Origin of the sequence: Niveibacterium microcysteis (assembly GCF_017161445.1) — a bacterium.
Classification (GTDB): domain Bacteria; phylum Pseudomonadota; class Gammaproteobacteria; order Burkholderiales; family Rhodocyclaceae; genus Niveibacterium; species Niveibacterium microcysteis.
The window spans coordinates 3292158-3317927 of the sequence record NZ_CP071060.1 but is presented as its reverse complement, the minus strand read 5'-3'; the positions used below and the strand labels follow the sequence as shown (position 1 = coordinate 3317927).

Below are 25770 nucleotides of genomic sequence, written 5' to 3'. Positions count from 1 at the left end.
GTCGGCAATCATCCCACGCGCAGACTGCGCAAGTCAAGGCCCGCAGCGCTGGCATAATGCGCGCTGTTCCCGATTGCGATGCAACGAATGACGCCTGTTCCTGTCGATCCCGGCGAAGAGTTCTTTGTCGCCTGCCTCTGTGCGCAATGGTGCGGCACCTGTCGTGACTACCGTACCGGTTTCGAGGCGTTGGCTGCGCAGTTTCCGAAGATGGGCTTTGCTTGGGTAGACATCGAAGATCATGCCGACCTGATTGGCGACATCGACGTCGAGAACTTCCCGACGATCCTCATTCAGCGTCAGGAGTCGGTGCTGTTCTTCGGTACGGTGTTGCCGGACCACGCTTTACTCAAGCGTTTGCTTGAGACCTATGCTGCCCAGACGCCGGATGAGTCGGAGCGTTATGCGCTGGCGACGCCGGAGCGCCGTGAGTGGCAGCGGGATGCCAATTTGCGGGCGTTGCTGCGCGCGAACTGAAAGAAAAAGCGGCGCCGAGGCGCCGCTTTTGTTTGACTGGGCGAATGGTCAGCCCTTCATCACGCTCGCCAGGGCGTCCGCGACGTAGTCAAGGTTCTTGCTGTTGAGCGCGGCGACACAGATGCGGCCGGTCGAGACGGCGTAGATGCCGAATTCATTCTTCAGCACTTCGACTTGCGCAGCCGAAAGGCCCGTGTAGGAGAACATGCCGCGCTGGCGGGTCACGAACGACAGATCGCGCGTCACGCCGCGAGCGGCGAGGCGCTCGGCGAGGCCCTTGCGCATCTCACGAATGCGCAGGCGCATGCCGGCAAGTTCGTCTTCCCACTGCTGGCGCAGTTCCGGGCTGGAAAGCACTGCTGCGACAACGGCGCCGCCATGCGTCGGCGGGTTGGAGTAGTTGGTGCGGACGACGCGCTTCACTTGCGACAGCACGCGGGCCGACTCTTCCTTCGATGCGGTGATGATCGACAGCGCACCGACGCGCTCGCCGTACAGCGAGAAAGACTTCGAGAAAGAGCTCGACACGAAGAACTGCAGGCCGCTGGCCGAGAATGCGCGCACGGCAACCGCATCGGCATCGATGCCATCGGCAAAGCCCTGGTAGGCCATGTCGAGGAAGGGCACTAGACCCTTCGCGCGACAAACGGCGACGACTTCTTCCCACTGGGCGTCCGTGATGTCCGCGCCGGTCGGGTTGTGGCAGCAAGCGTGCAGCACGATGATCGAGCCGGCCGGCAGGCTTTCGAGCTTGGCTTTCATGCCAGCGAAGTTCGCACCGCCGGTCGCTGCGTCGTAGTACGGGTAGGTGTCGACCGGGAAGCCGGCGGACTCGAACAGGGCGCGGTGGTTTTCCCAGCTCGGGTCGGAGATGTAGACCGTGGCACCCGGGTTCAGGCGCTTGAGGAAGTCGGCGCCGACCTTCAGTGCGCCGGTGCCACCAAGCGCTTCGACGGTGATGACCTGGCCGTTGGCGATGAGTGCCGAATCCTTGCCCAGCAGCAGTGCTTGCACCGCGTTGTTGTAAGCGGCGAGGCCTTCGATCGGCTGATAGCCGCGCGCCGGGGCGGCTTCCAGGCGTGCCTTTTCGGCGGCCTTGACTGCGCCGAGCAGCGGGATCTTCCCGTTGTCGTCGTAGTAGACGCCCACGCCGAGGTTCACCTTGGTGGTGCGGGTGTCAGCGTTGAAGGCTTCGTTGAGGCCGAGAATCGGGTCACGCGGGGCCATCTCCACCGCGGCGAAAATCGAGGCAGTCATCGGAACTCCAGTTGCAGGTTTGGGCGACAGACGGGGGGAAAGTCGCAGGAAATCAAGCTTTTAAGTTTAGCACGCGGCCATGCGACTGTCGCCCGGATGGCCGTCCCGCCCGGGGCGTCGGTGGCCGACGTGCTGTCGCTTGTCAGAGGATCAGCGACTTGATCGCGTCGTCCTTGCGGGCGAGGTAATGCGTCGAATGGATACGGCGGATCGTGCGCGATTTGCCGCGGATCAGCAGCGTTTCGGTGGTCGCGAAGGTGCCGTCACTGGTGACCCCTTCGAGCAGATCGCCCTTGGTGATGCCGGTGACCGCGATGATCACGTTGTCGGTGCGGGCCATCTCGTCGAGCGTCAGCACCGTGTCGACCGCGATGCCCATCTTTGCGCAACGTGCGCGCTCTTCGGCGCCGAGCGCCACGTTTTCCGGCGTCGCGCCCTTGGCGATATCCCTCGGTATCAGGCGGCCCTGCATGTCGCCATCGAGCGCGCGGGCGACTGCGGCGGAGACAACGCCTTCCGGTGCGCCGCCGATGCAGTACAACATGTCCACTTCGTTGTCCGGCATGCAGGCCATCACCGACGCGGCGACATCGCCGTCGGGGATCGCGAAGACCTTGCAGCCAAGCGCATGCATTTCCTTGATGGCGGCCTCATGGCGCGGCTTCGCCAGCGTGATCACGGTCAGCCGGTTGAGCGGCTTGCCGAGTGCGGCGGCGACCGAGCGCAGGTTGTCTTCGAGCGGCTTGTGCAGATCGATCGCGCCCTTGGCCGGGTTGCCGACGATCAGCTTCTCCATGTACATGTCCGGCGCGCGCATGAAGCTGCCCTTGTCGCCCGCGGCCAGCACCGCTACCGCGTTGTTCTGGCCCATTGCGGTCATGCGGGTGCCATCGATCGGGTCGACCGCGATATCCACGCCGTCGCCGCCACGACCGACGTGTTCGCCGATGTAGAGCATGGGGGCCTCGTCGATCTCGCCCTCGCCGATAACGATCTCGCCGTCGATCTGGATCTGGTTCAGCACGAAGCGCATCGCCTCGACGGCAGCGCCGTCGGCCTTGTTCTTGTCGCCGCGGCCAAGCCATTTGTAGCCGGCGAGGGCGGCGGCTTCGGTTACGCGGGTGAATTCGATCGCAAGTTCGCGTCTCATGCTGTGGGATTCCTGTTGTGGGCCGCGACGCTCGTGGCGTGCCGGCGGGTCAATTCAGGGGCGGGATTGTAAACGGATGGGCGCCGTCCTGCCGGCTCGCCGAAACAAGCCGCGGCCGAACTTGCGATGCGGCATACAATCCAAGGTTCGGCCAGTTTTCCGGAGCGCCCTTGTGATCGTCGAATTTCCTGGAAGTCCGTTCCGCCTGCATCAGCCGTTTCCGCCCGCTGGGGACCAGCCCACCGCGATCGCAAAGCTGACCGAAGGGGTCGAGGACGGGCTGATGTACCAGACCTTGCTCGGCGTTACCGGCTCGGGCAAGACTTACACGATGGCCAACGTCATCGCGCGCACTGGCAAACCCGCGCTGGTGCTGGCGCCGAACAAGACGCTCGCCGCGCAGCTTTACGCCGAGTTCCGCGAATTCTTCCCCGAGAACGCGGTCGAGTACTTCGTTTCCTACTACGACTACTATCAGCCCGAGGCCTATGTGCCGAGCCGCGATCTCTTCATCGAGAAGGATTCGGCGATCAACGAGCACATCGAACAGATGCGGCTGTCGGCGACCAAGAGCCTGCTGGAGCGGAGGGATGTGGTGATCGTCGCGACCGTGTCCTGCATCTACGGTATCGGCGACCCGGTGGACTACCACTCGATGATCCTGCACCTGCGCGAGGGCGAGAAGATGCCGCAACGCGATGTCGTGCAGCGCTTGGTTGGCATGCAGTACTCGCGTTCGGACCTGGATTTCAAACGCGGCACCTTCCGCGTGCGCGGTGATGTGATCGACATCTTCCCGGCCGAAAACGCCGAAATGGCGGTGCGGCTGGAGTTGTTCGACGATGAGATCGAGCACATCACGCTGTTCGACCCCTTGACCGGGCATCTGAAGCAGAAGCTTGGCCGCTTTACGGTATTCCCATCCAGCCACTACGTGACGCCGCGTGCGACAGTGCTCAAGGCGATCGAGGGCATCAAGGAGGAGTTGCGTGAGCGCATCGACTTCTATGTGCGTGAGAACAAGCTGGTCGAAGCGCAGCGCATCGAGCAGCGCACCCGCTTCGATCTGGAGATGCTGACTGAGGTGGGTTTCTGCAAGGGCATCGAGAACTACTCGCGGCATCTCTCCGGTCGTGCGCCCGGCGAGCCGCCGCCGACGCTGATCGACTACCTGCCGCGCGATGCGCTGATGTTCATCGACGAATCGCATGTGGCGATTCCGCAGGTGGGCGGCATGTTCAAGGGTGACCGGGCGCGCAAGGAGAACCTGGTGGGCTACGGCTTCCGGCTGCCCTCGGCGGTCGACAACCGACCGCTGAAGTTCGAGGAGTTCGAACGCCTGATGCCGCAGACGATCTTTGTCTCCGCGACGCCAGCGGCCTATGAAGAGCAGCATCAAGGACAGGTGGTGGAGCAGGTGGTGCGACCGACTGGTCTGGTCGACCCGGTGATCGACGTCCGGCCGGCGATTACGCAGGTCGACGACTTGCTGACTGAGATCCGCAAGCGCACCGCGGTGGAGGAGCGTGTGCTCGTCACCGTGCTGACCAAGCGGCTGGCCGAGGAGCTGACCGATTACCTCGGCGAGAACGGCATCCGGGTGCGCTACCTGCACTCCGATATCGATACGGTCGAGCGGGTCGAGATCATCCGCGATCTGCGCCTGGGCGAGTTCGATGTGCTCATCGGCATCAATCTGCTGCGCGAGGGGCTGGATATCCCTGAGGTCTCGCTGGTCGCGATCCTCGACGCAGACAAGGAAGGCTTCCTGCGTTCCGAGCGCAGCCTGATCCAGACGATTGGCCGCGCGGCGCGCCATTTGCACGGCACAGCGATCCTCTACGCCGACCGTATCACCGATTCGATGCGGGCCGCGATGGGCGAAACGGAGCGCCGTCGCGCCAAGCAGATCGCGCACAACGAGGCTAACGGCATCGTGCCGAAGTCCGTGCACAAGCGAATCAAGGACATCATCGATGGCGTCTATCACGAAGCGGAGGCCGGCAAGGCCCTCAAGGTCGCCGAGGCCGATGCCGACTATGCGTTGATGGACGAAAAGGCGCTGGCCAAGGCGATCAAGAAACTGGAGAAGGACATGCTTGAGCACGCGCGAAACCTGGAGTTCGAGAAGGCGGCCGCTGCGCGAGATGAACTGTTCCGGCTGCGCCAGCGCGCCTTTGGTGCCGATCAGCACGGCACACCCTGATTCACTCTCGGCTTCGATCCGCCTGTGCGGTGGGCGGCCGGCAATACGAAGACAACAACGAGAAAAACTCAGAGCATGAAGCGCGTACTGTTCATCTGTACTGGAAACATCTGCCGCTCCCCCACCGCAGAGGGGGTAGCGAGGGCCATGATCGCGGCATCGGGCGCCGACGTCGAAGTGGACTCGGCCGGGATTCAGGGCATGCATGCTGGCGAGGCGCCTGATCCGCGTTCGCAACGCGCGGCCAAACGGCGTGGCTACGAGCTTGGCAAATTGCGTGCGCGCAAGCTGGCTGCGGCGGATTTCGAGGTATTCGACTTGCTGGTTGCGATGGATCGCGGCCATCTCGCCCACATGAAACGACTCTGTCCGCCGGAGCATGCGGGCAAGCTGCACTTGTTCCGGGATTTCATCGCCGACGGCGTGGGTCTTGACGTGCCCGACCCCTACTACGGCGGTGACGCGGGTTTCGAGCATGTGCTCGATCTGTGCGAAGACGGTGTGGTGGCCATGTTGGCGGCCATCAAGGCGGGCAAGGTGTAGGTGCGTCGGCTACCGGCGCTGCGGTGCCGACCTCAAATGAGAACGCCCCGCTGACCAGAGGACAGCGGGGCGTTTTGGTTTGTGCGGCCCGAGCTGGTTTACTCGTTGCGCGTTTCGACTTGCTGCAGCGGCTCGTCGGCGACGACCGGGCGCGCCGGCCGTTGGCGACGGCGACGCGCGGGCGCTTCGTCCGAGCTTACCGGGGCGGCGGCAGGTGCTGCCGGTGCGTCGCTGCGCGTTTCGATCATGACGAGCTCATCGCTCTTCAGCACCGCGCTCAGGTCGAACGGCAGTTGAGCCTGGGTGCGTGCAGCGGCCGCGCGAACGGGCAGTGGTTCCTCTTGAGCAAGCTCGGCCTGCGCAACCGGAGCGATTGGCGCCGCTTCGACCACGGCAGGGGCCGGCTCGTTCGCGATTGCCTCAACGACTGCGGTGACGGCGACGGTTTCGCTTGCTGCGGTGGCTGGCGCGGCGACAGGCTCGACCACCGGCGCACTGCTGGGAAGCGCTTCGGTCGTCGCGGCCTCTTTCGCTGCAGCAGCGGCGGCAGCGGCTTCCGGCGTCGGGTAGAACATGATTTCTACCGGTGCCTGGCGTTGGCGACGTTCGCGGTGAGCTTGGCGCTCTGCGTCACGTTCGGCTCTGCGGGCTTTGGCTTCCGCACGGCGCGCAGCGTCGGCTGCGGCTTGTGCTTCCGCAGCGGCTGCGGCGGCCTCCGGTGTTGGATAGAACATGATCTCGACCGGGCGGTTCGCGCTATCGCCTTGCTCCTGCGCCGCAGCTTCGTTGTTACGGCGTTCGCCGCCGCGGCGGCCGCGGCGGTTGCGACGGCGGCTAGTGCCTTCGCCTTCATCCGCTTGCGGTGCGATCTCGGGGGCGGCGCTGGCACCTTCGATGGCGCCGGTGTCGATCACGGTCGCGATATCGGCTTCAGTTGCGGCCGGTTTCGGCTGACGCGGCTGACGCGGTTCACGTGGCTCGCGCGGCTGGCGTTCGCGGCGTTCCTGCGTCTGGCCCTCAGGCTTCTCCGCGCGTTCGCCACGGTTTTCATCGCGACGACCGCGTTCTCCACCTTCGCGTTGCGGCTTGGTTGCCTGTTCGGCAACGGCTTCGGGCTTGGCGCCCTGGCGGTCACGGCCTTTTTCGCCACGCGCTTCGTTGCGGTTGCGTTGCTCGTCGCGGCCTTTCTGGGCGTCGCGATTGCGCTCGCCGCGTTCGCCGCGTTCTTCCCGGTTGCCACGGCCACCGCGCTCGCCACGGCTACGCTCGTTGCGACGTCCGTTGCGGCCCGCGTCCTTGGTCTCGGCAGGCTTCGCGGCCGGCGCCGCGGTGGTGGCGTCACCACCACGGAACCAGTTCAGGATGCGTTGGAACAGGCTGGGGCCCAGCTGCACAGTCGCGCTAGGGGCGACCGGTGCGGCCTCGGTCTTCGGCTCAACGATCGGGGCCGGCTGGTCCGGCGTGAACGAGCGGATCGCGGCTTCCTGGCGCGGGGGCTTGCCTTCGGTGTTGGCGGACGGCGGCGCATAGGTTGCGTCGGCCGGCATCTGCGCCATCTTGTAGCTGGGCAGGTTCAGCTCTTCCGAGTTCAGCTGGTCGTGACGCAGACGGACGATCTCGTGCGCCGGCGTTTCCAGATGGCGGTTCGGGATCAGTAGCAGGTTGACCTTGTGGCGCAGCTCGATCTTGGCGATGTCGTCGCGCTTTTCGTTCAACAGGAAGGTTGCGACATCAACCGGTACCTGACAGTGCAGCGCGCCGGTGTTCTCCTTCATCGCTTCCTCTTCGAGGATGCGCAGGATGTGCAGCGCAGCCGATTCGGTCGAGCGGATATGGCCGGTGCCGGTACAGCGCGGGCAGGTGATGTAACTGGTTTCGGCGAGCGCCGGGCGCAGGCGCTGACGCGAGAGCTCCAACAGGCCGAAGCGGCTGATCTTGCCGGTCTGAACACGGGCGCGGTCATGGCGAAGGGCGTCGCGCAGGCGGTTTTCCACCTCGCGCTGGCTCTTCGGGTTTTCCATGTCGATGAAGTCGATGACGATCAGGCCGCCCAAGTCACGCAGGCGCAGCTGGCGGGCCACTTCGTCCGCGGCTTCGAGGTTGGTCTTCAGCGCGGTTTCTTCGATGTCCGCGCCGCGGGTTGCGCGGCCCGAGTTCACGTCGACCGCGACCAGCGCTTCGGTATGGTCGATCACCACGGCACCGCCCGAAGGCAGATTTACCTGGCGCGAGTACGCCGATTCGATCTGGTGTTCGATCTGAAAGCGCGAGAACAGCGGAACATCGTCGCGGTAGCGCTTCACGCGATGCACATTGGTCGGCATCACATGCGCCATGAACTGGCGCGCCTGCTCGTACACGTCGTCGGTGTCGATCAGGATTTCACCGATGTCGGAGGAGAAGTAGTCGCGGATCGCACGGATCACGAGGCTGCCTTCCTGATAGATCAGGTAGGCGCCGCTCTGGCCCTTGGCTGCTCCTTCGATTGCTTTCCACAGCTGGGCGAGGTAGTTCAGGTCCCACTGCAGTTCTTCGGCTGCACGGCCGATCGCTGCGGTGCGAGCGATCATGCTCATGCCGGTGGGCACGTCCAGTTGATCCAGCGCGTCGCGCAATTCCGCGCGGTCGTCACCCTCAACGCGGCGCGAAACGCCACCGCCGCGGGGGTTGTTCGGCATCAGCACCAGGTAGCGGCCGGCCAGTGAGATGAAGGTGGTCAGGGCTGCGCCCTTGTTGCCACGTTCGTCCTTCTCAACCTGGACGATCAGTTCCTGGCCTTCCTTGATCGCGTCCTGAATGCGGGCGCGGGAAGCTTCTACACCTTCCTTGAAATAGGCGCGGGAAATTTCCTTGAACGGCAGAAAGCCATGGCGTTCGGCGCCATAGTCAACAAAGGCTGCTTCGAGGCTGGGCTCGACGCGTGTCACGACGCCTTTGTAGATGTTGCTCTTGCGTTGTTCCTTGGCGGCCGATTCGATATCGAGATCGATCAATTTCTGACCATCTACGATCGCGACGCGCAGTTCTTCGGCCTGCGTCGCATTAAAAAGCATGCGCTTCATTGGTGTTGTTCTCCCGCGCGCAAGCGGGCAGAACGAACCGCACCGTCCGATTCGGACGGCGTACTCAGATTGTCGGGAACGCTGTCATGCGATGGTTCGTTTTCAAAAAGAGTCGCGGGATTCGTACTGATCGGTCCTGCAGTCTCGGCGAGGTTCGGCCGACCGCTCAGGGCCTTGCATTCTGCGAGTTGCGCGCCAACTATGTGGTCAAGTGTTTTTTGGGTACCATCGCGAGCTTTTGTGCTCCAGCGACGGTTGGCTTGGCGTTCCTCTGGGAGCTGAGCTCATCGCCGACTGGTCCGTACCTGCATCCTGCGAGGTGCGGCCCGAGCCGGACGTACCGGACGAACCCAAGCAGTATATTCAACATGGTCTTGCAAGGCAAAACCCCGTCCGCCCCCCCAGCCGTCCAGCGAGTGCTGATCGACGAAAACGATGCAGGTCAGCGCATCGACAATTTTCTGATCCGCGTCTGCAAAGGCGTGCCCAAGAGCCTGATCTACCGAATCTTGCGCAGCGGCGAGGTGCGGGTGAATAAAGGGCGCATCGATCAGACCTACCGGCTCGCGGCGGGCGATGAGGTGCGGATTCCGCCATTGCGCCTGGCTGAAAAGGCCGACAAGGCGCCGGTGCCGGGCCGTGAGTTCCCGATCCTGTTTGAAGACGACGCGCTTCTGGCGATCAACAAGCCGGCAGGTACTGCGGTGCATGGTGGCAGCGGGGTGAGCTTTGGCGTGATCGAGCAGTTGCGACAGCAGCGGCCGCAGCAGCGGTTTCTCGAGTTGGCGCACCGGCTCGATCGTGAGACCTCCGGCATCCTGCTGATCGGCAAGAAGCGGTCGGCGCTCAGCAAGCTGCATGATGTGCTGCGCGAAGGCGGCTTGGACAAGCGCTATCTGGCGCTGGTGGTTGGCAAGTGGCCGAACCCGGTTCAGCACATCAAGCTTGCTCTCACCAAGTACCTGACCGAAGAAGGCGAGCGGCGCGTTACGGTGGATAAGGATGGCAAGGCTTCGCACAGCATCGTACGGCTCGTGGCGCGCTGGGAGCGTTTCAGTCTGGTCGAGGTGCAGATCAAGACCGGCCGGACGCACCAGATCCGGGTGCACCTGACTCATCTTGGCTTCCCCTTGGCGGGTGACGATAAATACGGCGACTTCGCGCTGAACAAGGCGCTGCAGAAGGAAGGTCTGAAGCGCATGTTCCTGCATGCGGCGAGCCTGGTTGTGCCGCATCCGGTTACCGGCGAGCCCCTTGCGCTCTCCGCGCCGCTGCCGGATGAGTTAGCCGCTTTCGTGGCGCGCCTTGATGAGAAGGAGGCGCGTAGCTATGGCTGAACGCCGGTTTGACCTGGTCGTATTCGACTGGGATGGCACTTTGATGGATTCGACTGCCACGATCGTCGCAGCGATTCAGGCTGCGTGCGCGGATCTGGGTTTGCCGGTGCCCGATCGTGCTCAGGCGAGCCACGTCATCGGCCTGGGCTTGAACGACGCGTTGCATACGGCGGTGCCAACACTCGACCCGGCCGACTATCCGAGAATGGTTGAGCGTTATCGCCACCACTATTTCGCGCGCGACGGCGAACTGGTGCTGTTCGACGGCGTGCCGGCGCTGATCGATCGCTTGGCGGCTGAGGGCTACGGTCTTGCTGTGGCCACCGGCAAGAGCCGCGCCGGGCTTGATCGCGCTTTTGCTGCGAGCGGCCTGGGTGCGCGCTTCCACGGCTCGCGCACGGCGGACGAAACATTCTCGAAACCGCACCCGGCGATGCTGCTCGAATTGATCGACGAATTTGCCGTCTCGCCAGAGCGCACCTTGATGATCGGCGATACGACGCATGACTTGCTGATGGCGCAAAACGCCGGCACGCCAGCGGTTGGCGTGACCTACGGCGCGCACCCGCTCGATGTGCTCGACGCCCTTGCGCCGCTTGGTTTGGTGCATTCCGTTGCGGAGCTCGATGCATGGCTGGCAGCGAACGCCTGATCTGCACGAGCGGAGAGGTTCAGGAGGGGGGCGATGGCGTGCGCTTCCCGCTACGCACGGCTTTTGGTGACGAGACCGGTTTTGTCGTGCGCTACCGGGGTGAGGTGCGGGCGTACATCAACCGGTGTGCGCATGTGCCGGTTGAGTTGGACTGGCAACCGGGCAAGTTCTTCGATGACTCGGGCTTATACTTGATTTGTGCAACGCACGGTGCGTTGTACGACCCGGTCGGTGGGCATTGTCTGGCCGGCCCGTGTCGCGGCGGCCGTCTGCCGAAGCTCGATGTGATCGAGCGCGATGGGCATATCTACCTCCTTGAGAAAACTGCATGAGTGAACAAGTCTGGGAACGCAAGCTGATCGAAGATCTCGCCACCGAGGCGCTCAAGGAGCAGCGCCGCCGGCGCCGTTGGGGCATTTTCTTCAAGCTGCTGGGCGTGGCGTATTTCGGCGTGTTTCTCTGGATCATGTGGTCGGGCCGCAGCCCGGAAGGCGTTGATGGTCACCCGCATACAGCGGTCATCGAGCTGGATGGTGTTATCGCGGCGAACAACCCCGCGAGCGCGGCGCGCGTAAATACCGCGCTGCGTGAGGCGTTCAAGAACGACGCTGTCAAGGGCGTGGTGATCAAGATCAACAGCCCGGGCGGTAGCCCGGTGCAAGCCGGCGCGATCTACGACGAAATCAAGCGCCTCAAGGCGACAAAGCCTGCACTGCCGGTGTATGCGGTGGTTGAGGAGTTGTGTGCTTCGGGCGGTTACTACGTTGCGGCCGCTGCGGATAAGATCTACGTCGACAAAGCGAGCCTGATCGGTTCGATCGGCGTGATCATGGACGGCTTTGGCTTTACCGAGGCGATGCAGAAGTTCGGCGTCGAGCGGCGCGTCTATACGGCGGGGGACAACAAGGCGTTCCTCGATCCGTTCTCGCCGTCAGTGCCGCGCCATGTCGAGCACGCCAACGCGATGTTGCAAGAGATTCACTCGCAGTTCATCGATGCGGTGCGCAAAGGTCGTGGCAAGCGCCTGAAGGAAACCCCGGAGACATTCTCGGGGCTGGTCTGGACTGGCCAGAAGAGCATCGAACTCGGCCTCGCCGATGCGACCGGGACGGTCAGTTCGGTGGCGCGAGATGTGATCAAGGCCGAGAAGCTGCGCGACTACACCGAGCGTGAGCCGACTTTTGAGCGCCTTGCGCGCCGGCTTGGCGGCGTTGCGGCGCAAGCCTTCTCTGAGGGGATGGTCGAGACCCGCTATCGCTGAGCGTTTCTTCGGCGGCCGGCCCGGCCGCTAGGCGAGGAACAGGAATACCGTGGGGCGCCGATCCAGATCGGGCGCCTCACTTTTTTTCCAGCTTGCGATGCTGCGCGTGGCGATCCATTCGCCAGCTGTCGTCAGTTCGCGCGCGACGCAAAGCTGCGTTTCCGCCGAAAGGCCGGCAAGCAGGGCCGCAAACATCGCCTGGTTACGGTACGGCGTCTCGATGAAGAGTTGCGTGCGCTTGAAGCGACGCGACTCCTTTTCGAGTTCGCGCAGCGCGGCCGCACGTTCGGCTTCCTTCACCGGCAAATAGCCATGGAACGCAAAGCTCTGGCCGTTGAGCCCGGAGGCCATCAGGCTGAGCAGCAGAGACGATGGGCCGACTAGGGGTGCTACGCGAATGCCAAGCCGATGGGCTTGCCGGACCAACAAGGCACCGGGGTCTGCGACGGCTGGGCAGCCCGCTTCGGACATCAGGCCGATGTCCTGCCCTGCGAGGGCTGGGGCGAGCAGGGCGCTCAGGTCGGCATCGGTTGGGGTCTTCGGCAGTTCTCGAACATCCAGCGCTTGCAGCGGTTGCGGATGGCCGATGCGTTTCAGTTCGGCGCGCGCGCTTTTGGCGTTCTCTACCACGAAGTGCCGCAGCAGATGAGTGGTTCTGAGCGTCGCAGGCGGGTGAAGCGCGTCTGAGTCCGCGGGGCCGAGCGCGACAGGCAGCAGGAAGAGGGTGCCGGGCATCAGATCGTCTGGATCCCGGCTTCGCGCAACAGGCGGCACAGCGCAATCATCGGCAGGCCGACCAGCGCATTCGGATCGTCGCCGCGGATGTGGTCGAGCAGCGTGATTCCCAGGGCTTCGGATTTTGCGCTGCCGGCGCAATCCAGTGGCATCTCCCGTGAGACGTAACGCTCAATCTCTGCGTCGCTGAGGTGCCGGAAACCGACCTCGGTGGGCACGCATAGTGTCGAAGCATGCCCGGTGTTCGTGTCGAGCAGGCTTACGGCGGTATGGAAGATGATGGATCTGCCGCTCATCTGCTTCAGTTGGGCAATCGCCCGTTCTACGGTGCCTGGCTTGCCAAAGCGCTCATCTCCAACGCTGGCCACTTGATCAGAGCCGATGATCAGGGCGTCCGGGTGCCGTGCGGCGACCGCGCGCGCCTTGGCTTCGGCGAGGCGAATCGCTGTTTCGACTGGCGCTTCGCCAGCGAGTGGCGTTTCGTCGGTGTCCGGCTTGTCGGTTACGAACGGAAGTTCAAGTCTTGCGAGCAGTTCGCGGCGATAGCGGGAGGTGGAGGCCAGGACAATTGTGCGCATCGGAGCGGGCGTGTCGCCGGCGGCGGCGATTCGCCTTTGACAGAAAGGGTCTTGGATAATATCATTGCTCGTTTATGTCGCAACAGCAGGCTGGTTTTGCCTCGTGGTTGATTGCCGATCCGCTCGAATTCGCGCGGCGCGGCGAGCGTCTCGCGGGTGCAGTCGAGATTTCCGCACTCTCGCGTTTGCGTGCAGAGTTGGTGGATACGCAGGGCTCGGTTCAGGTTGAGGTGGTCGGAAGCGAGGTCGGTGACGACCGGTTTCTGCTGGTCTCAATCGAAGCGAAGCCTCGGGTTGAATGTCAGCGGTGCCTTGCGCCGCTTGCGCTTGATCTGGCGTTGGATGTTCGATTCCTGCTTGTTCCGCTCGGGCAGCCGATGCCGGATGACGAGCTGGAGGATGACTCCTTCGATCCGATTCACGCCGAGCGCAATCTCGATGTGCTGGCCTTGGTCGAGGATGAGCTGCTGCTGGCGTTGCCGATCTCGCCGCGACATGAGGTGTGTGAAACCCCGCAACCCCGCGAACGGGACGACAGCGCGTCGCCCTTCGCCGCGCTGGCGAACCTGCGCGGGGCGGGAAAGAAAGTTTGAGCCCGATCCGGTTTTCGGCGGGTCTGATTACTGAAATTGAGCGAAGGAGCATCAAATGGCTGTTCAACAGAACAAAAAGTCGCCGTCGAAGCGCGGCATGCATCGTGCCCACGATTTTCTGACCGGTCCCGCGACTGCCGTCGAACCGACCACCGGTGAAGTGCACCTGCGCCACCATGTGTCGCCGTCTGGCGTGTACCGTGGCCGCAAGGTCATGAAGGCTAAGGGCGAATAATTCCCTCTTCGACGAAAACGGCGCCAGAGTGCCTGGCGCCGTTTTCGTTCGTCCCTACCCACCAGTCACTATCGATGCAGGTAACGCTCGCGATCGACTGTATGGGCGGTGATTTTGGCCCTTCGGTCACACTGCCCGCAGCCCGCCAGTTCCTGCGCGACGATCCATACGCCAGCGTACTGCTGGTCGGTCTGCCCGAAGCCATCGAAGCGGAAGCTTCTAGGCTGGCTGGCGAATTCCCTGGTCGTGCCCGTTTTGTGCCGGCGACGCAAGTCGTTGAAATGCACGAAGCGCCCGCAAGCGCTTTGCGCGCCAAGAAAGACTCGTCGATGCGCGTTGCGATCGACCAGGTCAAGTCTGGCGATGCGCAAGCTGCGGTGTCGGCGGGCAATACCGGGGCGTTGATGGCGATCGCGCGTTTCGTTCTGAAAACCATCAATGGCATCGACCGGCCGGCAATCGCGACGATTCTGCCTGCGCTGGATGGTCACACCTACGTGCTCGACCTCGGTGCCAACGTCGATTGCACCGCCGAACACCTGCTCCAGTTCGGCATCATGGGGGCCATGCTCGTTTCCGCGCTTGAGCACAAGGAGCGCCCCACGGTTGGGTTGCTCAACATCGGCGAGGAAGAGATCAAAGGCAACGAGGTCGTCAAGCAAGCGGCAGAGTTGCTGCGCGGCAGCGGGCTCAACTTCTACGGCAACGTTGAGGGTAATGACATCTACAAGGCGACCACCGATGTGGTTGTCTGCGATGGTTTTGTAGGCAACGTGGCGCTGAAGGCTTCGGAGGGTGTGGCGCAAATGATGGCGACCACGCTCAAGCAAGAACTCAAGCGCAACCTGTACACGAGGCTGGTCGCGCTACTGGCAATCCCGGCTCTGCGTCACTTCAAGCAGCGCGTTGATCATCGGCGATACAACGGTGCCGCACTCCTTGGGCTGCGCGGGGTCGTGTTCAAGAGTCATGGTTCCGCCGATGCGTTTGCGTTTGAACAAGCGCTCCGCCGCGCGGCGGATGCCGCACGCAATCAGGTTGTCGATCGCATCACCGCGCGCGTCAGCGCGCACCTTGCAGCAGAAGGAGTGACGCAGTGATCTATTCCAGGGTCGTGGGTACAGGCAGCGTGCTGCCGGGAGATCCCGTCACCAATGATGATCTGGTGGCACGTGGCATCGACACGTCCGATAGCTGGATCATCGAACGTACAGGTATTCGGTCCCGCCACCTCGCGCCCGCCGGCGTTACTTCGAGTGTGCTGGGTGCAGAGGCTGCACGTCGTGCGCTCGAGGCGGCGGGGCGCACGGCCGCCGACGTCGATTTGATCATCGTCGCCACCTCCACGCCGGACAAAGTGTTCCCGAGCACAGCCTGCCTGATTCAGGCGGAGCTCGGGGTGTCAGGGTTTCCGGCCTTTGACGTGCAGGCGGTCTGCAGCGGCTTCGTCTACGCCCTGACGATTGCGGACAAGTTCATCCGCTCCGGCTCGAATCGTCGCGCGCTCGTTATTGGTGCTGAAGTGTTTTCCCGCATCATCGACTGGGAGGACCGCCGTACCTGCGTTCTGTTTGGCGATGGTGCAGGCGCTGTGTTGCTTGAGGCGTCGGAAACGCCTGGCCTGCTCGCGACTGCGCTGCATGCAGACGGCAGTCTGCACGAGATCCTCGAGGTGCCGGGCAATATCCGCGATGGTCATGTCGAGGGCTCGCCGTTTATTCACATGGACGGCGCTGCGGTCTTCAAGGTGGCCGTTCGCGTGCTGGGCGATATTGCCCATGAAGTGCTCGAACAGGCCGGCATGACGGCCGAGCAACTCGATTGGCTGATCCCGCATCAAGCGAATATCCGGATTCTTCAGGCGACCGCCAAGCGCCTGCATTTGCCGTTTGAAAAGGTGATCGTCACCGTCGACCGGCACGGCAACACGTCGGCGGCGTCCGTGCCGCTCGCGCTCGACGCAGCGGTGCGGGATGGTCGTGTGCGGCCGGGGCAGAGCGTGATGTTGCAGGGTGTGGGCGGTGGCTTTACCTGGGGTGCAGCGCTGCTGCGCCTGTAATACCGAGTGAGGGTGCGATGAGTTTTGCTTTTGTCTTTCCCGGCCAGGGGTCGCAGTCGGTCGGCATGATGGCGGCGTATGGCGAGTCCGAAGTGATTCGCGCGACGTTTGCCGAAGCGTCCGCCGCGCTTGGTGAGGACCTCTGGGCGATGGCTGCCGAAGGCCCAGCCGAGCGGCTGTCGCTGACGGTCAATACGCAGCCGCTGATGTTGACCGCCGGCGTCGCAGTCTGGCGCGCATGGCGTGCCGCGGGTGGCGCGACGCCGACTGTCGTCGCGGGTCACAGTCTTGGCGAGTATTCCGCCCTGGTCGCGGCAGGCGCACTTGAGCTTGCGGATGCGGTGCGTCTGGTGCGTTTGCGCGCACAGGCCATGCAGGATGCTGTGCCGGCCGGTACGGGCGGTATGGCGGCGATTCTCGGGTTGTCGCCGGAATTGGTGGCTGAAGCCTGCGCCGAGGCTGCGCAAGGCGAAGAGGTTGCCGCGGCTAACCTCAACGACCCGGGGCAAATTGTGATCGCCGGCCATGCTGGCGCGGTTGCGCGAGCCTGCGAGGCTGCCAAGGCGCGAGGCGCGAAGCGTGCGTTGCCGCTTCCGGTCAGCGCCCCTTTTCATAGTGCCCTGATGCGTCCTGCTGCTGAGCGTCTTGCGCTGGCGTTGCAGACGGTCGACGTTCGCACGCCTGCAATCCGCGTCGTCAACAATGTCGACGTCGCAATCGAGTCGGATCCGGTTCGCATCAAGGATGCGCTGGTGCGCCAGGCTTACTCTCCGGTTCGCTGGATCGAGACGGTGCAGGCCCTGGCCGCCCATGGTGTCACACAAGTCGTCGAATGCGGCCCCGGCAAGGTGCTGATGGGGCTGGTGAAGCGCTGTGGCGCGGGTCCGGAGGCACTTGCAATCTCGGATGCGGACACACTGGCAAAGATTCTCGAAGTGACCAAAGGGGCTGCAGCATGATGGCACTTGAAGGGCAAATTGCGCTGGTAACCGGCGCGAGTCGCGGCATCGGGCGTGCGACTGCGCTTGAGCTTGGGCGCCAAGGTGCGGTCGTCATTGGTACTGCGACGTCGGATTCCGGGGCCGAAGCGATCTCGGCGGCCCTCGCCGAGGCCGGTATCAAGGGTACCGGCTTGCGCCTGAATGTTACCGATGCCGCGGATTGCGAAGCTGCGCTGGCTCGGATCGAGAAGGAGTTCGGTGCGGTGTCGGTGTTGGTGAATAACGCCGGCATCACGCGCGACAACATCGCGATGCGGATGAAGGACGACGAGTGGGATGCGGTGATCGACACCAATCTCAAGGCCGTTTTCCGTATGTCCAAACTTGTCATGCGCGCGATGATGAAGGCGCGCTATGGCCGCATCGTCAACATCACCTCGGTGGTTGGGTCCTCCGGTAATGCCGGGCAGGCGAATTACGCGGCCGCAAAGGCGGGCGTTGCCGGCATGACGCGTGCCCTGGCGCGTGAGCTTGGGAGCCGGAACATCACCGTGAACTGTGTTGCGCCGGGTTTCATTGATACCGACATGACGCGCGCGCTTGGGGATGAGCAGCGCGACGCCCTGCTTGGTCAGATTGCCCTTGGGCGACTCGGGCGTCCTGAAGAGATTGCCGCTGCGGTGGCGTTCTTGGCCTCTCCCGCAGCCAGCTATGTTTCCGGCGTTACGCTGCACGCGAACGGCGGAATGTACATGTCATAAGCACCTGGTGAGTGCCTAGGCAGGATGGGCAGATGCCCGCATTTTATGGTTTCTTTTTGGTAAAATAGTGGGGTTATTCACCCCCGAATTTAGAGAAGGAGTGGTCAATGGAGAACATCGAACAACGCGTCAAGAAGATCGTTGCCGAACAACTCGGCGTCAACGAGGCTGACATCAAGAACGAGTCTTCCTTCGTGGACGATCTGGGCGCTGACTCGCTGGACACCGTTGAACTGGTCATGGCCCTCGAAGAAGAGTTCGAGTGCGAGATTCCGGACGAAGAAGCCGAGAAGATCACCAGCGTTCAGCAGGCAATCGACTACGTCGTTGCCAACAAGAAGTAGTCGTAGTTTTTAACCTCGTAACTCGATCCGGAGCGCACTTTGGGCGGTCGTAGAGTCGTCATCACCGGTCTCGGTATCATCAGTCCGGTCGGTAATTCCATCTCCGAAGCCTGGGACAACATCCTTAATGGGCGTTCCGGCATCACCCGCATCACTCGTTTCGATGCGTCGACCTTACCGGTGCAGATTGCCGGCGAGGTCAAGAACTTTGACGTGACGGCGTACGTTTCCGGTAAGGAAGCGCGCCGTTACGACAAGTTCATCCACTACGGCCTGGCCGCGGCAATCGACGCGCTCAAGGACGCAGGGCTCGGGGAGCATCCAGACAACGCAGAGCGTATCGGCGTGTGCATCGGTTCGGGCATCGGCGGTCTGCCGATGATAGAAGACACGCACAACGCAACGCTGGAGGGCGGCGCGCGCAAGATCTCGCCGTTCTTTGTGCCGGGTTCGATCATCAACATGATCTCCGGGCTGCTGTCGATTCAGTACGGCTTCAAGGGGCCGAACTTCGCCACCGTGAGTGCCTGCGCGACAGGTAATCACGCAATTGGTGAGGCTCAGCGCCTGATCGAGTACGGCGATGCGGACATCATGGTTGCCGGCGGAGCCGAAGGGACCGTTTCCTTCCTTGGTATGGGTGGCTTCTGTGCTGCGCGTGCCTTGTCGTGCCGCAACGATGACCCAACCGCGGCGAGCCGCCCTTGGGATGCTGGTCGCGATGGTTTCGTGCTCGGCGAAGGCGCCGGTGTTCTGGTGCTCGAAGAGTACGAGCATGCCAAGGCTCGCGGCGCAAAGATCTACGCCGAGCTGGCCGGTTACGGCATGAGTGCGGATGCGAACCACATCACTGCGCCTTGCGAGGACGGTGAAGGCGCCTCGCGCAGCATGCGCAATGCCTTGCGTAACGCCAAGACGGAGCTCGACGAAATCGACTACGTCAATGCACATGGCACATCCACGCCGCTCGGCGACTTGGCCGAGACGACGGCAGTGAAGCGCTGCTTCGGTGAGCATGCCTACAAGCTCTCGGTTAGCTCGACCAAGTCGATGACGGGTCATCTGCTGGGTGCTGCCGGGGGTATCGAGGCGGTATTTACCACGCTCGCAATTCGCGACCAGGTGGCGCCACCGACCATCAACCTCGAGACGCCAAGCGAAGGCTGTGACCTCGACTATGTGCCGAAGCAGGCACGGCCGATGACTATTCGCGCAGCGATGTCTAACTCGTTCGGTTTTGGTGGCACAAACTCAACGCTGATCTTCCGTCGCGTTTAGTCGGCGTCCACGCTGAGATGAGGCTCGCAGGCGATATACGGCTGCGGGCCTCTTTGCTTTTTGGGGTGGCGCTCGTGGCATTCCACGTCACGGCGCTGCTTTTGCTTTTCTACCCTGGCGTGGATGGCATGCTGCGCTGGTTTGGTATCCCGATCATCGCGGGCTCGGCGTTCCTTGCGTGGAGGCGGCGGTCCGCTACCGGCGGCGCGTCTTTGCGCCTTCACGATGACGGGTCGGCGGAAGCCTTGGCCTCAGACGGCCAGTTCTTGCCGATCGTGTTTTGCCGAACCACTCGGGATGGCGGCTGGTTTCTCGCTTTGTGTTGGCAGGAACTGGCAACAGGCAAGCGTCACCGGCTGTGGCTTGTCGCATCCGCCATGCCGGCCAGCGAGTGGCGATTGCTACGTGCCTGGTTGCGCTGGCGGGCCTTCAGTCGCGAGCGGATATCCAGCGAACCAAGCCGGACGGCCAGCGCGGATTCCTGAGGACGGTCGGTTTGCCCTTCGGCAGCGTTTCCGGATAGTCGCGGCTGTAGTGTAGACCGCGGCTCTCCTTGCGTGAGAGCGCACCGCGAACGATCAGATCGGCGCTTACAACCAGGTTGCGAAGTTCGATCAGGTCATTGCTGACACGGAAATTTGCGTAGTACTCGTCGATCTCGCGACGCAGCAGGGCGATCCGGTGTTGGGCGCGCTGCAGTCGTTTGGTTGTCCTGACGATTCCGACGTAATCCCACATGAAGCGGCGCAGTTCATCCCAGTTATGGGCAATCACGACTGCTTCGTCGGCATCGGTAACCTTGCTTTCGTCCCATTCCGGCAGCCCCTCGGCGATCGCCCTTGGGTGGGCCAGAATGTCGGCCGCGGCGGCCTCACCAAAAACGACGCATTCAAGCAGAGAGTTGCTTGCGAGGCGGTTGGCGCCGTGCAGGCCGGTGCAGGCGGTTTCGCCAATTGCGTAAAGGCCGGGCAGATCGGTTCGTGCGCGCAAATCGGTCAGCACTCCGCCACAGGTGTAGTGCGCGGCGGGTACGACGGGAATGGGTTCCTTCGTGATGTCGATGCCGAGCTCAAGGCAGCGCGCATAGATCGTCGGGAAGTGCGTGGTGATGAACTCGGTCGGGCGATGGCTGATGTCCAGATAGACGCAGTCCAGTCCGTGCCGCTTCATTTCATAGTCGATCGCTCTCGCGACAATGTCGCGCGGCGCCAGTTCGCCTCGTGGGTCGTGCTGCAGCATGAAGCGCGTGCCGTCAGGCAATTTCAGCAGACCGCCTTCGCCGCGAACCGCTTCTGAAATCAGGAAGGATTTAGCCTGCGGGTGGTAGAGGCAGGTCGGATGGAACTGGATGAATTCCATGTTCGCAACGCGACAACCCGCGCGCCAGGCCATGGCAATACCGTCACCGGTCGCCGTATCCGGATTGGTCGTATAGAGGTAGACCTTGCCTGCACCACCTGTGGCCACCACCGTATGGCGTGCCGCGAAGGTGACGACGTGATCTTCAGCGATGTCGAGAATGTAAGCGCCAAGGCAGCCTTGGTCTGCTCGGCCCAGGCGATGCCCGACGATCAAATCGACGGCGATGTGGTGTTCGAAGACGCGAATGTTCGGATGTGCGCGAACCTTCTGTGTCAGCGTCTCCTGCACGGCGGCGCCGGTAGCATCCGCCACATGAACGATGCGCCGGTGGCTGTGGCCGCCTTCGCGCGTCAAGTGCATGTGAAGCGGGCCTTCTTCCGCTGGTGTGAAGGGGACGCCTTGCTCCGCCAGCCATTGGATGGCCTCCCGTCCATGTTCGACAACGAAGCGGGTGGCTCCATCGTCGCAAATGCCCGCGCCGGCAATGTGGGTGTCGCGTGCATGGGACTCGGTTGAGTCCATCGGGTCGACGACCGCGGCAATGCCGCCCTGCGCCCAAGAACTGGCGCCGTCTTCAAGCTGGCACTTTGTAACCAGCGCTACGGAATGATGGTCGGCGAGACGGAGTGCGAGCGATTGGCCAGCAAGGCCGCTGCCAAGGATCAGGACATCGAACTGGAGCACGGCGGTCAGGGCGCGCGGAAGGCGCCGCCAGATAGGGACGGCCGAATATATCACGCGCTCCCTTGAGGTGCCGGCGTCGGGTGGCAGCAATACCCATGATGCCGGCTGAACTATTCTGCGCCCGTCGGGTCAATGGACGCATAAGCTGTCGCCTTCAGGGGCTGGGGTATACTGGATCGGCGCCGCCCAGAGCGCGAACCAATCCAGAAAATACCCCGTCCCATGAGTGATCGTCAGATAGACCAGCAGTTGGTCGAGCGTGCGCAACGCGGCGACAAGCATGCCTTCGGGCTGCTTGTGTCCAAGTATCAGCGCAAGCTTGCCCGTTTGCTGTCTCGAATGATCCGCGATCCGGCGGAAGTCGAGGACGTTGCGCAAGAGGCCTTCATCAAGGCATATCGCGCACTGCCCTCGTTCCGTGGCGACAGTGCGTTTTATACGTGGCTGTACCGTATCGGCATCAACACGGCGAAGAACTACCTCGTATCGCAGGGGCGGCGTGCGCCGACCTCGACTGATATTGATGCCGACGAGGCAGAGAACTACGACGACGGTGATTTGCTGCGCGACTACGACACGCCGGAGCGCCTGCTTGCGACCAAGCAGATTGGTGAAACGGTGAACGTCGCGATGGAAGCGTTGCCGGAGGAGTTGCGCACGGCGATCGTGCTGCGCGAGATTGAAGGCTTGAGTTACGACGAGATTGCGACGGTGATGGGATGTCCGATCGGTACCGTGCGATCGCGCATTTTCAGGGCGCGTGAGGCGATTGCCGAGCGCCTGCGCCCCTTGCTCGATACAAGTCCGGAAAAACGATGGTGAGTGAGACATGAAACAGCAGATTTCCGCCCTGCTGGATGGCGAGTTGGAGCCAACGGGCGTGCAGGCGATTTTGTCGCGGACGAAAACGGATCCGGCGTTGCGCGAATGCTGGGATGAGTACGCCTTGATCGGCGACGCGCTACGCGGCGAAACAGAATTATCCAGCGACTTCACCGCGAAGTTAATGGAGCGGCTCGAAGCCGAACCTACCGTTCTTGCTCCTGCCGCCAGTGCGGCTGTCGCCAAACGCCGATCTGCGCTCGACACCCTCTTGCCGATCGCAGCGACAGTTGCGGGCGTTGCCGTGGTGGCCTGGCTCGGCTTGCGTGTCGAGCCGGCTGCAGAGCCGGCTCGCGTGGCACGCGCTGCGGGGCAGGCGCACGCAGTGTCCGTCGGTGATGCAGATCGTGCCTACCTGCTTGCGCATCACGGCTATGCGGGTGCTCAGGCCGTACCTGGCGTCGGCTACTACATGCGTACTGCTGCCGAGCAGGTTGGGGACGGGGTTCAATGATCGGCAGGGCTTGGGTTGGCGCCCTACTGCTATTGTTGGGCGGCTTGGCGCACGCCAGTTCGCCGCAAGACGCCATTGCCTGGCTTGCCAAAGTGAGCGCTGCGTCGCAGACGCTCAACTACGCGGGCACGTTCGTTTATCAATCCGGCCGGACAACCGAGACCTCCCGCATTGCGCACATTACCGATGCGACAGGTGAGTACGAACGTCTGGAGACGCTGGACGGCGCTCCGCGCGAAATCGTGCGGAGTAACGGTGAGGTGCGGTTCTATCTCCCGCAGGAGAAGATGATCATCGCGGACCATGCGATGCCGCGTCGCTTTCCGGCGTGGGCGCACGTGTCGCCGGATCAGCTGATGGCCAACTATAGCCTTCGCCTCGGAACACTCGATCGCGTGGCAGGTTTGCCAGCGCAGCAGATCGTGCTCGAGCCGCGCGATGGATTTCGATACGGCCATACATTCTGGGTGGAGCCGGGCAGTGGGCTGATGCTGAAGTCGCGCATGCTTGACGCCGCGGGCGCCCTGGTCGAACAGTTTGCGTTTTCCGACGTGACGATCGGCGGCCTGATCGAGCGTGACAAGGTGCGCTCGCGTTATGCCGCAACGGCCAGTGGTTGGCGGGAAGTTAACGCGCGCGGCGTGGCGGTAACCCCCGAGGAGGCGGGCGTAACATGCCGTGGCTTATTGCCCGGGTTTCGCCCGATCAGCACGGTGCGCCGCCAGGTCAAGGACGGTGGTGCCGATGCGATCCATCTTGTGTATTCCGATGGTTTGGCAACGATCTCGGTGTTTGTCGAGCCGCTATCCTCCGGACGAAAGGCCCCGGTTGGTGGCGAGAGTGCGGCCGGGCCGACTCGAATTTTCAAACGCTTGATTGGTTCGCAGTACCTGGTGACTGCTTTGGGTGAAGTGCCGCCGGAATCGGTGCGGCGGCTGGCCGAATCGGTTGAGATCCGGCAGAAATGAATACCCGTAAAGCAATCGTGTTGCGCGTTGAAGGCGCCACGGCCGTGGTAAAGGTTGGCGGCGACGGGGGGTGCGGGCGGTGTTCGGAGACCGGCGGTTGCGGCAGTGACGTGCTCGGAAAGCTTTTTGGCGGGCGCTGCAGCAGCTACAGCGTCGTGACCGATCGCCCACTCACGCCCGGGTCCGAGGTTGAGGTTGCCGTCGAACCGCGAGCCCCCTTGCTGGCGGCTACACTGGCTTACGGTTTGCCATTGCTGGGCCTGCTTGTGGGTGGCGCGATCGGCGAACAGTATGTAGGCGATACCGGCGCGGTTCTTGGTGCCGCGTTGGGCTTGGCGGCTTTCTCCGTTGGCGCTGCATTCCTTGCGCGTCGACGGCTGGCAGGCGGGCTTGCGGTGCGCGTGGTCGAATCGTCGATATCGCATTGATGGGGGCTGCGATGTTGCTGCCAGAGAAGTACATGAACGTTCTGCGTCATATCGCCTTGCTGTTGGTCCTCATTGGGGCGACGGCCGTGCAGGCGCGCGACCTACCTGAGTTGGCGGACTTGGTCGATCGCTCCGCCGCTGCGGTGGTCAATGTCAGTTCCGAGCAGATTCGCCCGCGTGCAAAGTCTGATGCACGTGACCCGATGCAGGAATGGTTCCGCCGTTTCATGCCGAAGCACCCCCAGATTCCGCGCGACGGCGAGGAGGGCGATTCGATGGGGTCCGGCTTCATCGTTTCGGCAGACGGCTACATCCTGACCAATGCACATGTGGTCGAGGATGCCGACGAGATCCTGGTGCGGCTGACCGACAAGCGTGAATTTCGCGCTCGTTTGATTGGTGCGGATCGTCGCAGCGATGTGGCGGTGATCAAGATCGAAGCGACCGGTTTGCCCAAGGTTGCAATTGGGGATCCGGGCAAACTACGCGTCGGCGATTGGGTGGTAGCAATCGGCTCGCCGTTTGGCTTCGACCACACCGTTACCGCCGGTATCGTCAGTGCCAAGGGGCGTTCGCTGCCGGATGAATCCCTGGTGCCCTTCATTCAGACCGACGTCGCAATCAACCCGGGTAACTCTGGCGGCCCGCTGTTCAACCTGAGGGGTGAGGTCGTCGGTATCAACTCGCAGATCTACAGCGAGACCGGCGGGTTCATGGGCCTTTCGTTTGCGATCCCGATTGACGTGGCGATGGATGTGCACAACCAGCTGCGGACGTCCGGAAAGGTAACAAGAGGGCGCATCGGTGTCGTGATTCAGGAGGTCACCAAGGATGTGGCAGACAGCTTTGCTTTGAAGACGCCGCAGGGTGCGCTGGTGAGCGAAGTGGAAAAGGGTGGGCCGGCGGACAAAGCGGGTGTCGCGATCGGCGACGTGATTCTGCGGTTCGACGGCAAGGCGGTAAATGGTTCGTCGGATCTGCCGCGCATTGTCAGTGGTACTCGACCTGGCGCCCGGTCTTCGATGCAGGTCTGGCGCAAAGGGGCGGTTCGCGATGTGGCGTTGGTTGTCGATGAGTTCGCTGAGGAGTCGCCGACACCGAAGAAGCCGCCGTCCAAGCGTGTCGAGCCTGCTGGGGCGAATCGGCTGGGCCTCGTCGTCGGGCCGTTGACGTCCGAACAGAAGCGTCACTTCAAGAGTGACGGCGGCGTTGCGATCAAGGATGCCAAGGGGCTCGCCGCCCGCGCGCAGTTGCAGGGCGGCGATCTGATTGTTTCGGCGACACGCAAGGGCCTGCCGGTCGAATTCCGCAACGTTGAGCAGTTCAATCGATTCGTGGCAACGGTGGAGCGGGGCGAGAGCGTGTCCCTGCTGGTCAAGCGCGGTGACACCCAGAGTTTCGTCAGCCTGCGCGTGCCCGAGCAGCCGTAAACCGACGCGGCTGAGTGGATCGGCTATACTCGCGCGTTCTCCAACCCGATGGATTCCAGAGAAGGGTGCGGCAACGCACCCTTTTTTCGTGGC

The 25770-nt window shown here is 62.9% G+C and carries 27 protein-coding genes; 21 read left to right on the top strand and 6 right to left on the bottom strand.

Annotation, left to right across the window (positions count from 1 at the left end):
- Positions 1–87 precede the first annotated feature (87 nt).
- Entirely contained in the window at positions 88–477 is a 390-nt protein-coding gene (locus JY500_RS15020; protein WP_246479643.1) for a thioredoxin family protein, read from the top strand.
- 48 nt (positions 478–525) lie between these two features.
- Here the strand turns inward: JY500_RS15020 and JY500_RS15015 are convergent, their stop codons facing one another.
- A complete protein-coding gene (locus tag JY500_RS15015) occupies positions 526–1734 on the bottom strand; it encodes an amino acid aminotransferase (RefSeq protein WP_206253667.1) in 1209 nt (402 codons plus the stop codon).
- A gap of 142 nt (positions 1735–1876) precedes the next feature.
- Complete coding sequence (gene glpX, locus JY500_RS15010) at positions 1877–2884, bottom strand: class II fructose-bisphosphatase (RefSeq protein ID WP_206253666.1); 1008 nt, start codon at positions 2882–2884, stop codon at positions 1877–1879.
- 175 nt (positions 2885–3059) lie between these two features.
- Here glpX and uvrB point away from each other — a divergent pair, with 175 nt between their 5' ends.
- A complete protein-coding gene (gene uvrB / locus JY500_RS15005; protein ID WP_246479909.1) occupies positions 3060–5090 on the top strand; it encodes an excinuclease ABC subunit UvrB in 2031 nt (676 codons plus the stop codon).
- A gap of 75 nt (positions 5091–5165) precedes the next feature.
- Positions 5166–5633: a low molecular weight protein-tyrosine-phosphatase gene (locus JY500_RS15000; RefSeq protein WP_172197818.1), complete on the top strand. Its 468-nt coding sequence runs from the start codon at positions 5166–5168 to the stop codon at positions 5631–5633.
- A 98-nt stretch (positions 5634–5731) separates the two neighbouring features.
- On the opposite strand, the gene JY500_RS14995 is transcribed toward JY500_RS15000, so the two are convergent.
- Positions 5732–8695 (bottom strand): Rne/Rng family ribonuclease, encoded by a 2964-nt coding sequence (locus tag JY500_RS14995; RefSeq protein ID WP_206253664.1) that lies wholly within the window; start codon positions 8693–8695, stop codon positions 5732–5734.
- Between the two features lie 368 nt (positions 8696–9063).
- On the opposite strand from JY500_RS14995, the gene JY500_RS14990 reads away from it, so the two are divergent.
- Genes JY500_RS14990 through JY500_RS14975 form a run of 4 tightly spaced genes read left to right on the top strand, consistent with a single transcriptional unit; the run spans position 9064 to position 11945 of the window.
- Positions 9064–10032 (top strand): RluA family pseudouridine synthase, encoded by a 969-nt coding sequence (locus tag JY500_RS14990; protein ID WP_172200645.1) that lies wholly within the window; start codon positions 9064–9066, stop codon positions 10030–10032.
- Positions 10025–10684, top strand: coding sequence for an HAD-IA family hydrolase (locus JY500_RS14985; RefSeq protein WP_206253663.1), 660 nt, complete (start codon positions 10025–10027; stop codon positions 10682–10684). Before JY500_RS14990 ends, JY500_RS14985 begins: the two co-directional genes overlap by 8 nt.
- On the top strand, positions 10663–11016 hold the full coding sequence (locus tag JY500_RS14980) for a Rieske (2Fe-2S) protein (RefSeq protein ID WP_206253662.1): 354 nt from the start codon (positions 10663–10665) through the stop codon (positions 11014–11016). Before JY500_RS14985 ends, JY500_RS14980 begins: the two co-directional genes overlap by 22 nt.
- Complete coding sequence (locus JY500_RS14975) at positions 11013–11945, top strand: S49 family peptidase (protein WP_172197830.1); 933 nt, start codon at positions 11013–11015, stop codon at positions 11943–11945. The genes JY500_RS14980 and JY500_RS14975 overlap by 4 nt, the downstream gene beginning before the upstream one ends.
- Positions 11946–11972: 27 nt before the next feature.
- Here the strand turns inward: JY500_RS14975 and JY500_RS14970 are convergent, their stop codons facing one another.
- Complete coding sequence (locus JY500_RS14970) at positions 11973–12680, bottom strand: SAM-dependent methyltransferase (protein WP_206253661.1); 708 nt, start codon at positions 12678–12680, stop codon at positions 11973–11975.
- On the bottom strand, positions 12680–13258 hold the full coding sequence (locus JY500_RS14965) for a Maf family protein (protein ID WP_206253660.1): 579 nt from the start codon (positions 13256–13258) through the stop codon (positions 12680–12682). Before JY500_RS14965 ends, JY500_RS14970 begins: the two co-directional genes overlap by 1 nt.
- Positions 13259–13332: 74 nt before the next feature.
- Between JY500_RS14965 and JY500_RS14960 the strand changes: the two genes are divergently transcribed.
- From JY500_RS14960 to JY500_RS22450, 9 genes are all read left to right on the top strand, one after another.
- A complete protein-coding gene (locus JY500_RS14960; RefSeq protein WP_206253658.1) occupies positions 13333–13851 on the top strand; it encodes a YceD family protein in 519 nt (172 codons plus the stop codon).
- Between the two features lie 55 nt (positions 13852–13906).
- On the top strand, positions 13907–14086 hold the full coding sequence (gene rpmF, locus JY500_RS14955) for a 50S ribosomal protein L32 (RefSeq protein WP_172197842.1): 180 nt from the start codon (positions 13907–13909) through the stop codon (positions 14084–14086).
- 74 nt (positions 14087–14160) lie between these two features.
- A complete protein-coding gene (plsX, locus tag JY500_RS14950; RefSeq protein ID WP_206253652.1) occupies positions 14161–15186 on the top strand; it encodes a phosphate acyltransferase PlsX in 1026 nt (341 codons plus the stop codon).
- On the top strand, positions 15183–16145 hold the full coding sequence (locus JY500_RS14945; RefSeq protein ID WP_172197848.1) for a beta-ketoacyl-ACP synthase III: 963 nt from the start codon (positions 15183–15185) through the stop codon (positions 16143–16145). Before plsX ends, JY500_RS14945 begins: the two co-directional genes overlap by 4 nt.
- A 17-nt stretch (positions 16146–16162) precedes the next feature.
- Entirely contained in the window at positions 16163–17104 is a 942-nt protein-coding gene (gene fabD, locus JY500_RS14940) for an ACP S-malonyltransferase (protein ID WP_206253645.1), read from the top strand.
- A complete protein-coding gene (fabG, locus tag JY500_RS14935; protein WP_172197854.1) occupies positions 17101–17847 on the top strand; it encodes a 3-oxoacyl-ACP reductase FabG in 747 nt (248 codons plus the stop codon). The genes fabD and fabG overlap by 4 nt, the downstream gene beginning before the upstream one ends.
- A 107-nt stretch (positions 17848–17954) precedes the next feature.
- On the top strand, positions 17955–18191 hold the full coding sequence (gene acpP, locus JY500_RS14930; protein WP_172197857.1) for an acyl carrier protein: 237 nt from the start codon (positions 17955–17957) through the stop codon (positions 18189–18191).
- Between the two features lie 39 nt (positions 18192–18230).
- Positions 18231–19469, top strand: a complete 1239-nt coding sequence (gene fabF / locus JY500_RS14925; protein ID WP_172197860.1) for a beta-ketoacyl-ACP synthase II — start codon at positions 18231–18233, stop codon at positions 19467–19469.
- 17 nt (positions 19470–19486) lie between these two features.
- Positions 19487–19954 (top strand): protein YgfX, encoded by a 468-nt coding sequence (locus tag JY500_RS22450; protein WP_425493184.1) that lies wholly within the window; start codon positions 19487–19489, stop codon positions 19952–19954.
- Here the strand turns inward: JY500_RS22450 and nadB are convergent.
- Entirely contained in the window at positions 19899–21515 is a 1617-nt protein-coding gene (nadB, locus tag JY500_RS14920; protein WP_206253644.1) for an L-aspartate oxidase, read from the bottom strand. The two genes, JY500_RS22450 and nadB, sit on opposite strands and share 56 nt — an antisense overlap.
- A gap of 222 nt (positions 21516–21737) precedes the next feature.
- On the opposite strand from nadB, the gene rpoE reads away from it, so the two are divergent.
- From rpoE to JY500_RS14895, 5 genes are read left to right on the top strand one after another with little or no spacing between them, the layout of a single operon-like run.
- Positions 21738–22337 (top strand): RNA polymerase sigma factor RpoE, encoded by a 600-nt coding sequence (gene rpoE / locus JY500_RS14915; RefSeq protein WP_172197871.1) that lies wholly within the window; start codon positions 21738–21740, stop codon positions 22335–22337.
- 7 nt (positions 22338–22344) lie between these two features.
- Positions 22345–22851: a sigma-E factor negative regulatory protein gene (locus tag JY500_RS14910; RefSeq protein ID WP_206253642.1), complete on the top strand. Its 507-nt coding sequence runs from the start codon at positions 22345–22347 to the stop codon at positions 22849–22851.
- On the top strand, positions 22848–23819 hold the full coding sequence (locus JY500_RS14905; RefSeq protein ID WP_206253641.1) for a MucB/RseB C-terminal domain-containing protein: 972 nt from the start codon (positions 22848–22850) through the stop codon (positions 23817–23819). Before JY500_RS14910 ends, JY500_RS14905 begins: the two co-directional genes overlap by 4 nt.
- Positions 23816–24247 carry a SoxR reducing system RseC family protein gene (locus JY500_RS14900; RefSeq protein WP_206253635.1) on the top strand — a complete coding sequence of 144 codons (432 nt, stop codon included), beginning with the start codon at positions 23816–23818 and terminating at the stop codon, positions 24245–24247. Before JY500_RS14905 ends, JY500_RS14900 begins: the two co-directional genes overlap by 4 nt.
- Before the next feature lie 32 nt (positions 24248–24279).
- Positions 24280–25677: a DegQ family serine endoprotease gene (locus JY500_RS14895; protein ID WP_206253628.1), complete on the top strand. Its 1398-nt coding sequence runs from the start codon at positions 24280–24282 to the stop codon at positions 25675–25677.
- Positions 25678–25770: the final 93 nt, after the last annotated feature.

Excerpts from the sequence above, each read along its gene's own strand:
- JY500_RS14990 (WP_172200645.1), top strand. The coding sequence starts at position 9,064 with ATGGTCTTGCAAGGCAAAACCCCGTCCGCCCCCCCAGCCGTCCAGCGA.
- acpP (WP_172197857.1), top strand. The coding sequence starts at position 17,955 with ATGGAGAACATCGAACAACGCGTCAAGAAGATCGTTGCCGAACAACTC.
- JY500_RS22450 (WP_425493184.1), top strand. The coding sequence starts at position 19,487 with ATGAGGCTCGCAGGCGATATACGGCTGCGGGCCTCTTTGCTTTTTGGG.
- rpoE (WP_172197871.1), top strand. The coding sequence starts at position 21,738 with ATGAGTGATCGTCAGATAGACCAGCAGTTGGTCGAGCGTGCGCAACGC.
- rpmF (WP_172197842.1), top strand. The coding sequence starts at position 13,907 with ATGGCTGTTCAACAGAACAAAAAGTCGCCGTCGAAGCGCGGCATGCAT.
- JY500_RS14985 (WP_206253663.1), top strand. The coding sequence starts at position 10,025 with ATGGCTGAACGCCGGTTTGACCTGGTCGTATTCGACTGGGATGGCACT.
- JY500_RS14995 (WP_206253664.1), bottom strand. The coding sequence starts at position 8,695 with ATGAAGCGCATGCTTTTTAATGCGACGCAGGCCGAAGAACTGCGCGTC.
- JY500_RS14965 (WP_206253660.1), bottom strand. The coding sequence starts at position 13,258 with ATGCGCACAATTGTCCTGGCCTCCACCTCCCGCTATCGCCGCGAACTG.
- JY500_RS14975 (WP_172197830.1), top strand. The coding sequence starts at position 11,013 with ATGAGTGAACAAGTCTGGGAACGCAAGCTGATCGAAGATCTCGCCACC.
- JY500_RS15015 (WP_206253667.1), bottom strand. The coding sequence starts at position 1,734 with ATGACTGCCTCGATTTTCGCCGCGGTGGAGATGGCCCCGCGTGACCCG.
- JY500_RS14900 (WP_206253635.1), top strand. The coding sequence starts at position 23,816 with ATGAATACCCGTAAAGCAATCGTGTTGCGCGTTGAAGGCGCCACGGCC.
- JY500_RS15000 (WP_172197818.1), top strand. The coding sequence starts at position 5,166 with ATGAAGCGCGTACTGTTCATCTGTACTGGAAACATCTGCCGCTCCCCC.
- fabG (WP_172197854.1), top strand. The coding sequence starts at position 17,101 with ATGATGGCACTTGAAGGGCAAATTGCGCTGGTAACCGGCGCGAGTCGC.
- JY500_RS14970 (WP_206253661.1), bottom strand. The coding sequence starts at position 12,680 with ATGCCCGGCACCCTCTTCCTGCTGCCTGTCGCGCTCGGCCCCGCGGAC.
- glpX (WP_206253666.1), bottom strand. The coding sequence starts at position 2,884 with ATGAGACGCGAACTTGCGATCGAATTCACCCGCGTAACCGAAGCCGCC.
- JY500_RS14910 (WP_206253642.1), top strand. The coding sequence starts at position 22,345 with ATGAAACAGCAGATTTCCGCCCTGCTGGATGGCGAGTTGGAGCCAACG.
- JY500_RS15020 (WP_246479643.1), top strand. The coding sequence starts at position 88 with ATGACGCCTGTTCCTGTCGATCCCGGCGAAGAGTTCTTTGTCGCCTGC.
- plsX (WP_206253652.1), top strand. The coding sequence starts at position 14,161 with ATGCAGGTAACGCTCGCGATCGACTGTATGGGCGGTGATTTTGGCCCT.
- fabD (WP_206253645.1), top strand. The coding sequence starts at position 16,163 with ATGAGTTTTGCTTTTGTCTTTCCCGGCCAGGGGTCGCAGTCGGTCGGC.
- JY500_RS14960 (WP_206253658.1), top strand. The coding sequence starts at position 13,333 with ATGTCGCAACAGCAGGCTGGTTTTGCCTCGTGGTTGATTGCCGATCCG.
- JY500_RS14980 (WP_206253662.1), top strand. The coding sequence starts at position 10,663 with ATGGCTGGCAGCGAACGCCTGATCTGCACGAGCGGAGAGGTTCAGGAG.
- JY500_RS14895 (WP_206253628.1), top strand. The coding sequence starts at position 24,280 with ATGAACGTTCTGCGTCATATCGCCTTGCTGTTGGTCCTCATTGGGGCG.
- JY500_RS14905 (WP_206253641.1), top strand. The coding sequence starts at position 22,848 with ATGATCGGCAGGGCTTGGGTTGGCGCCCTACTGCTATTGTTGGGCGGC.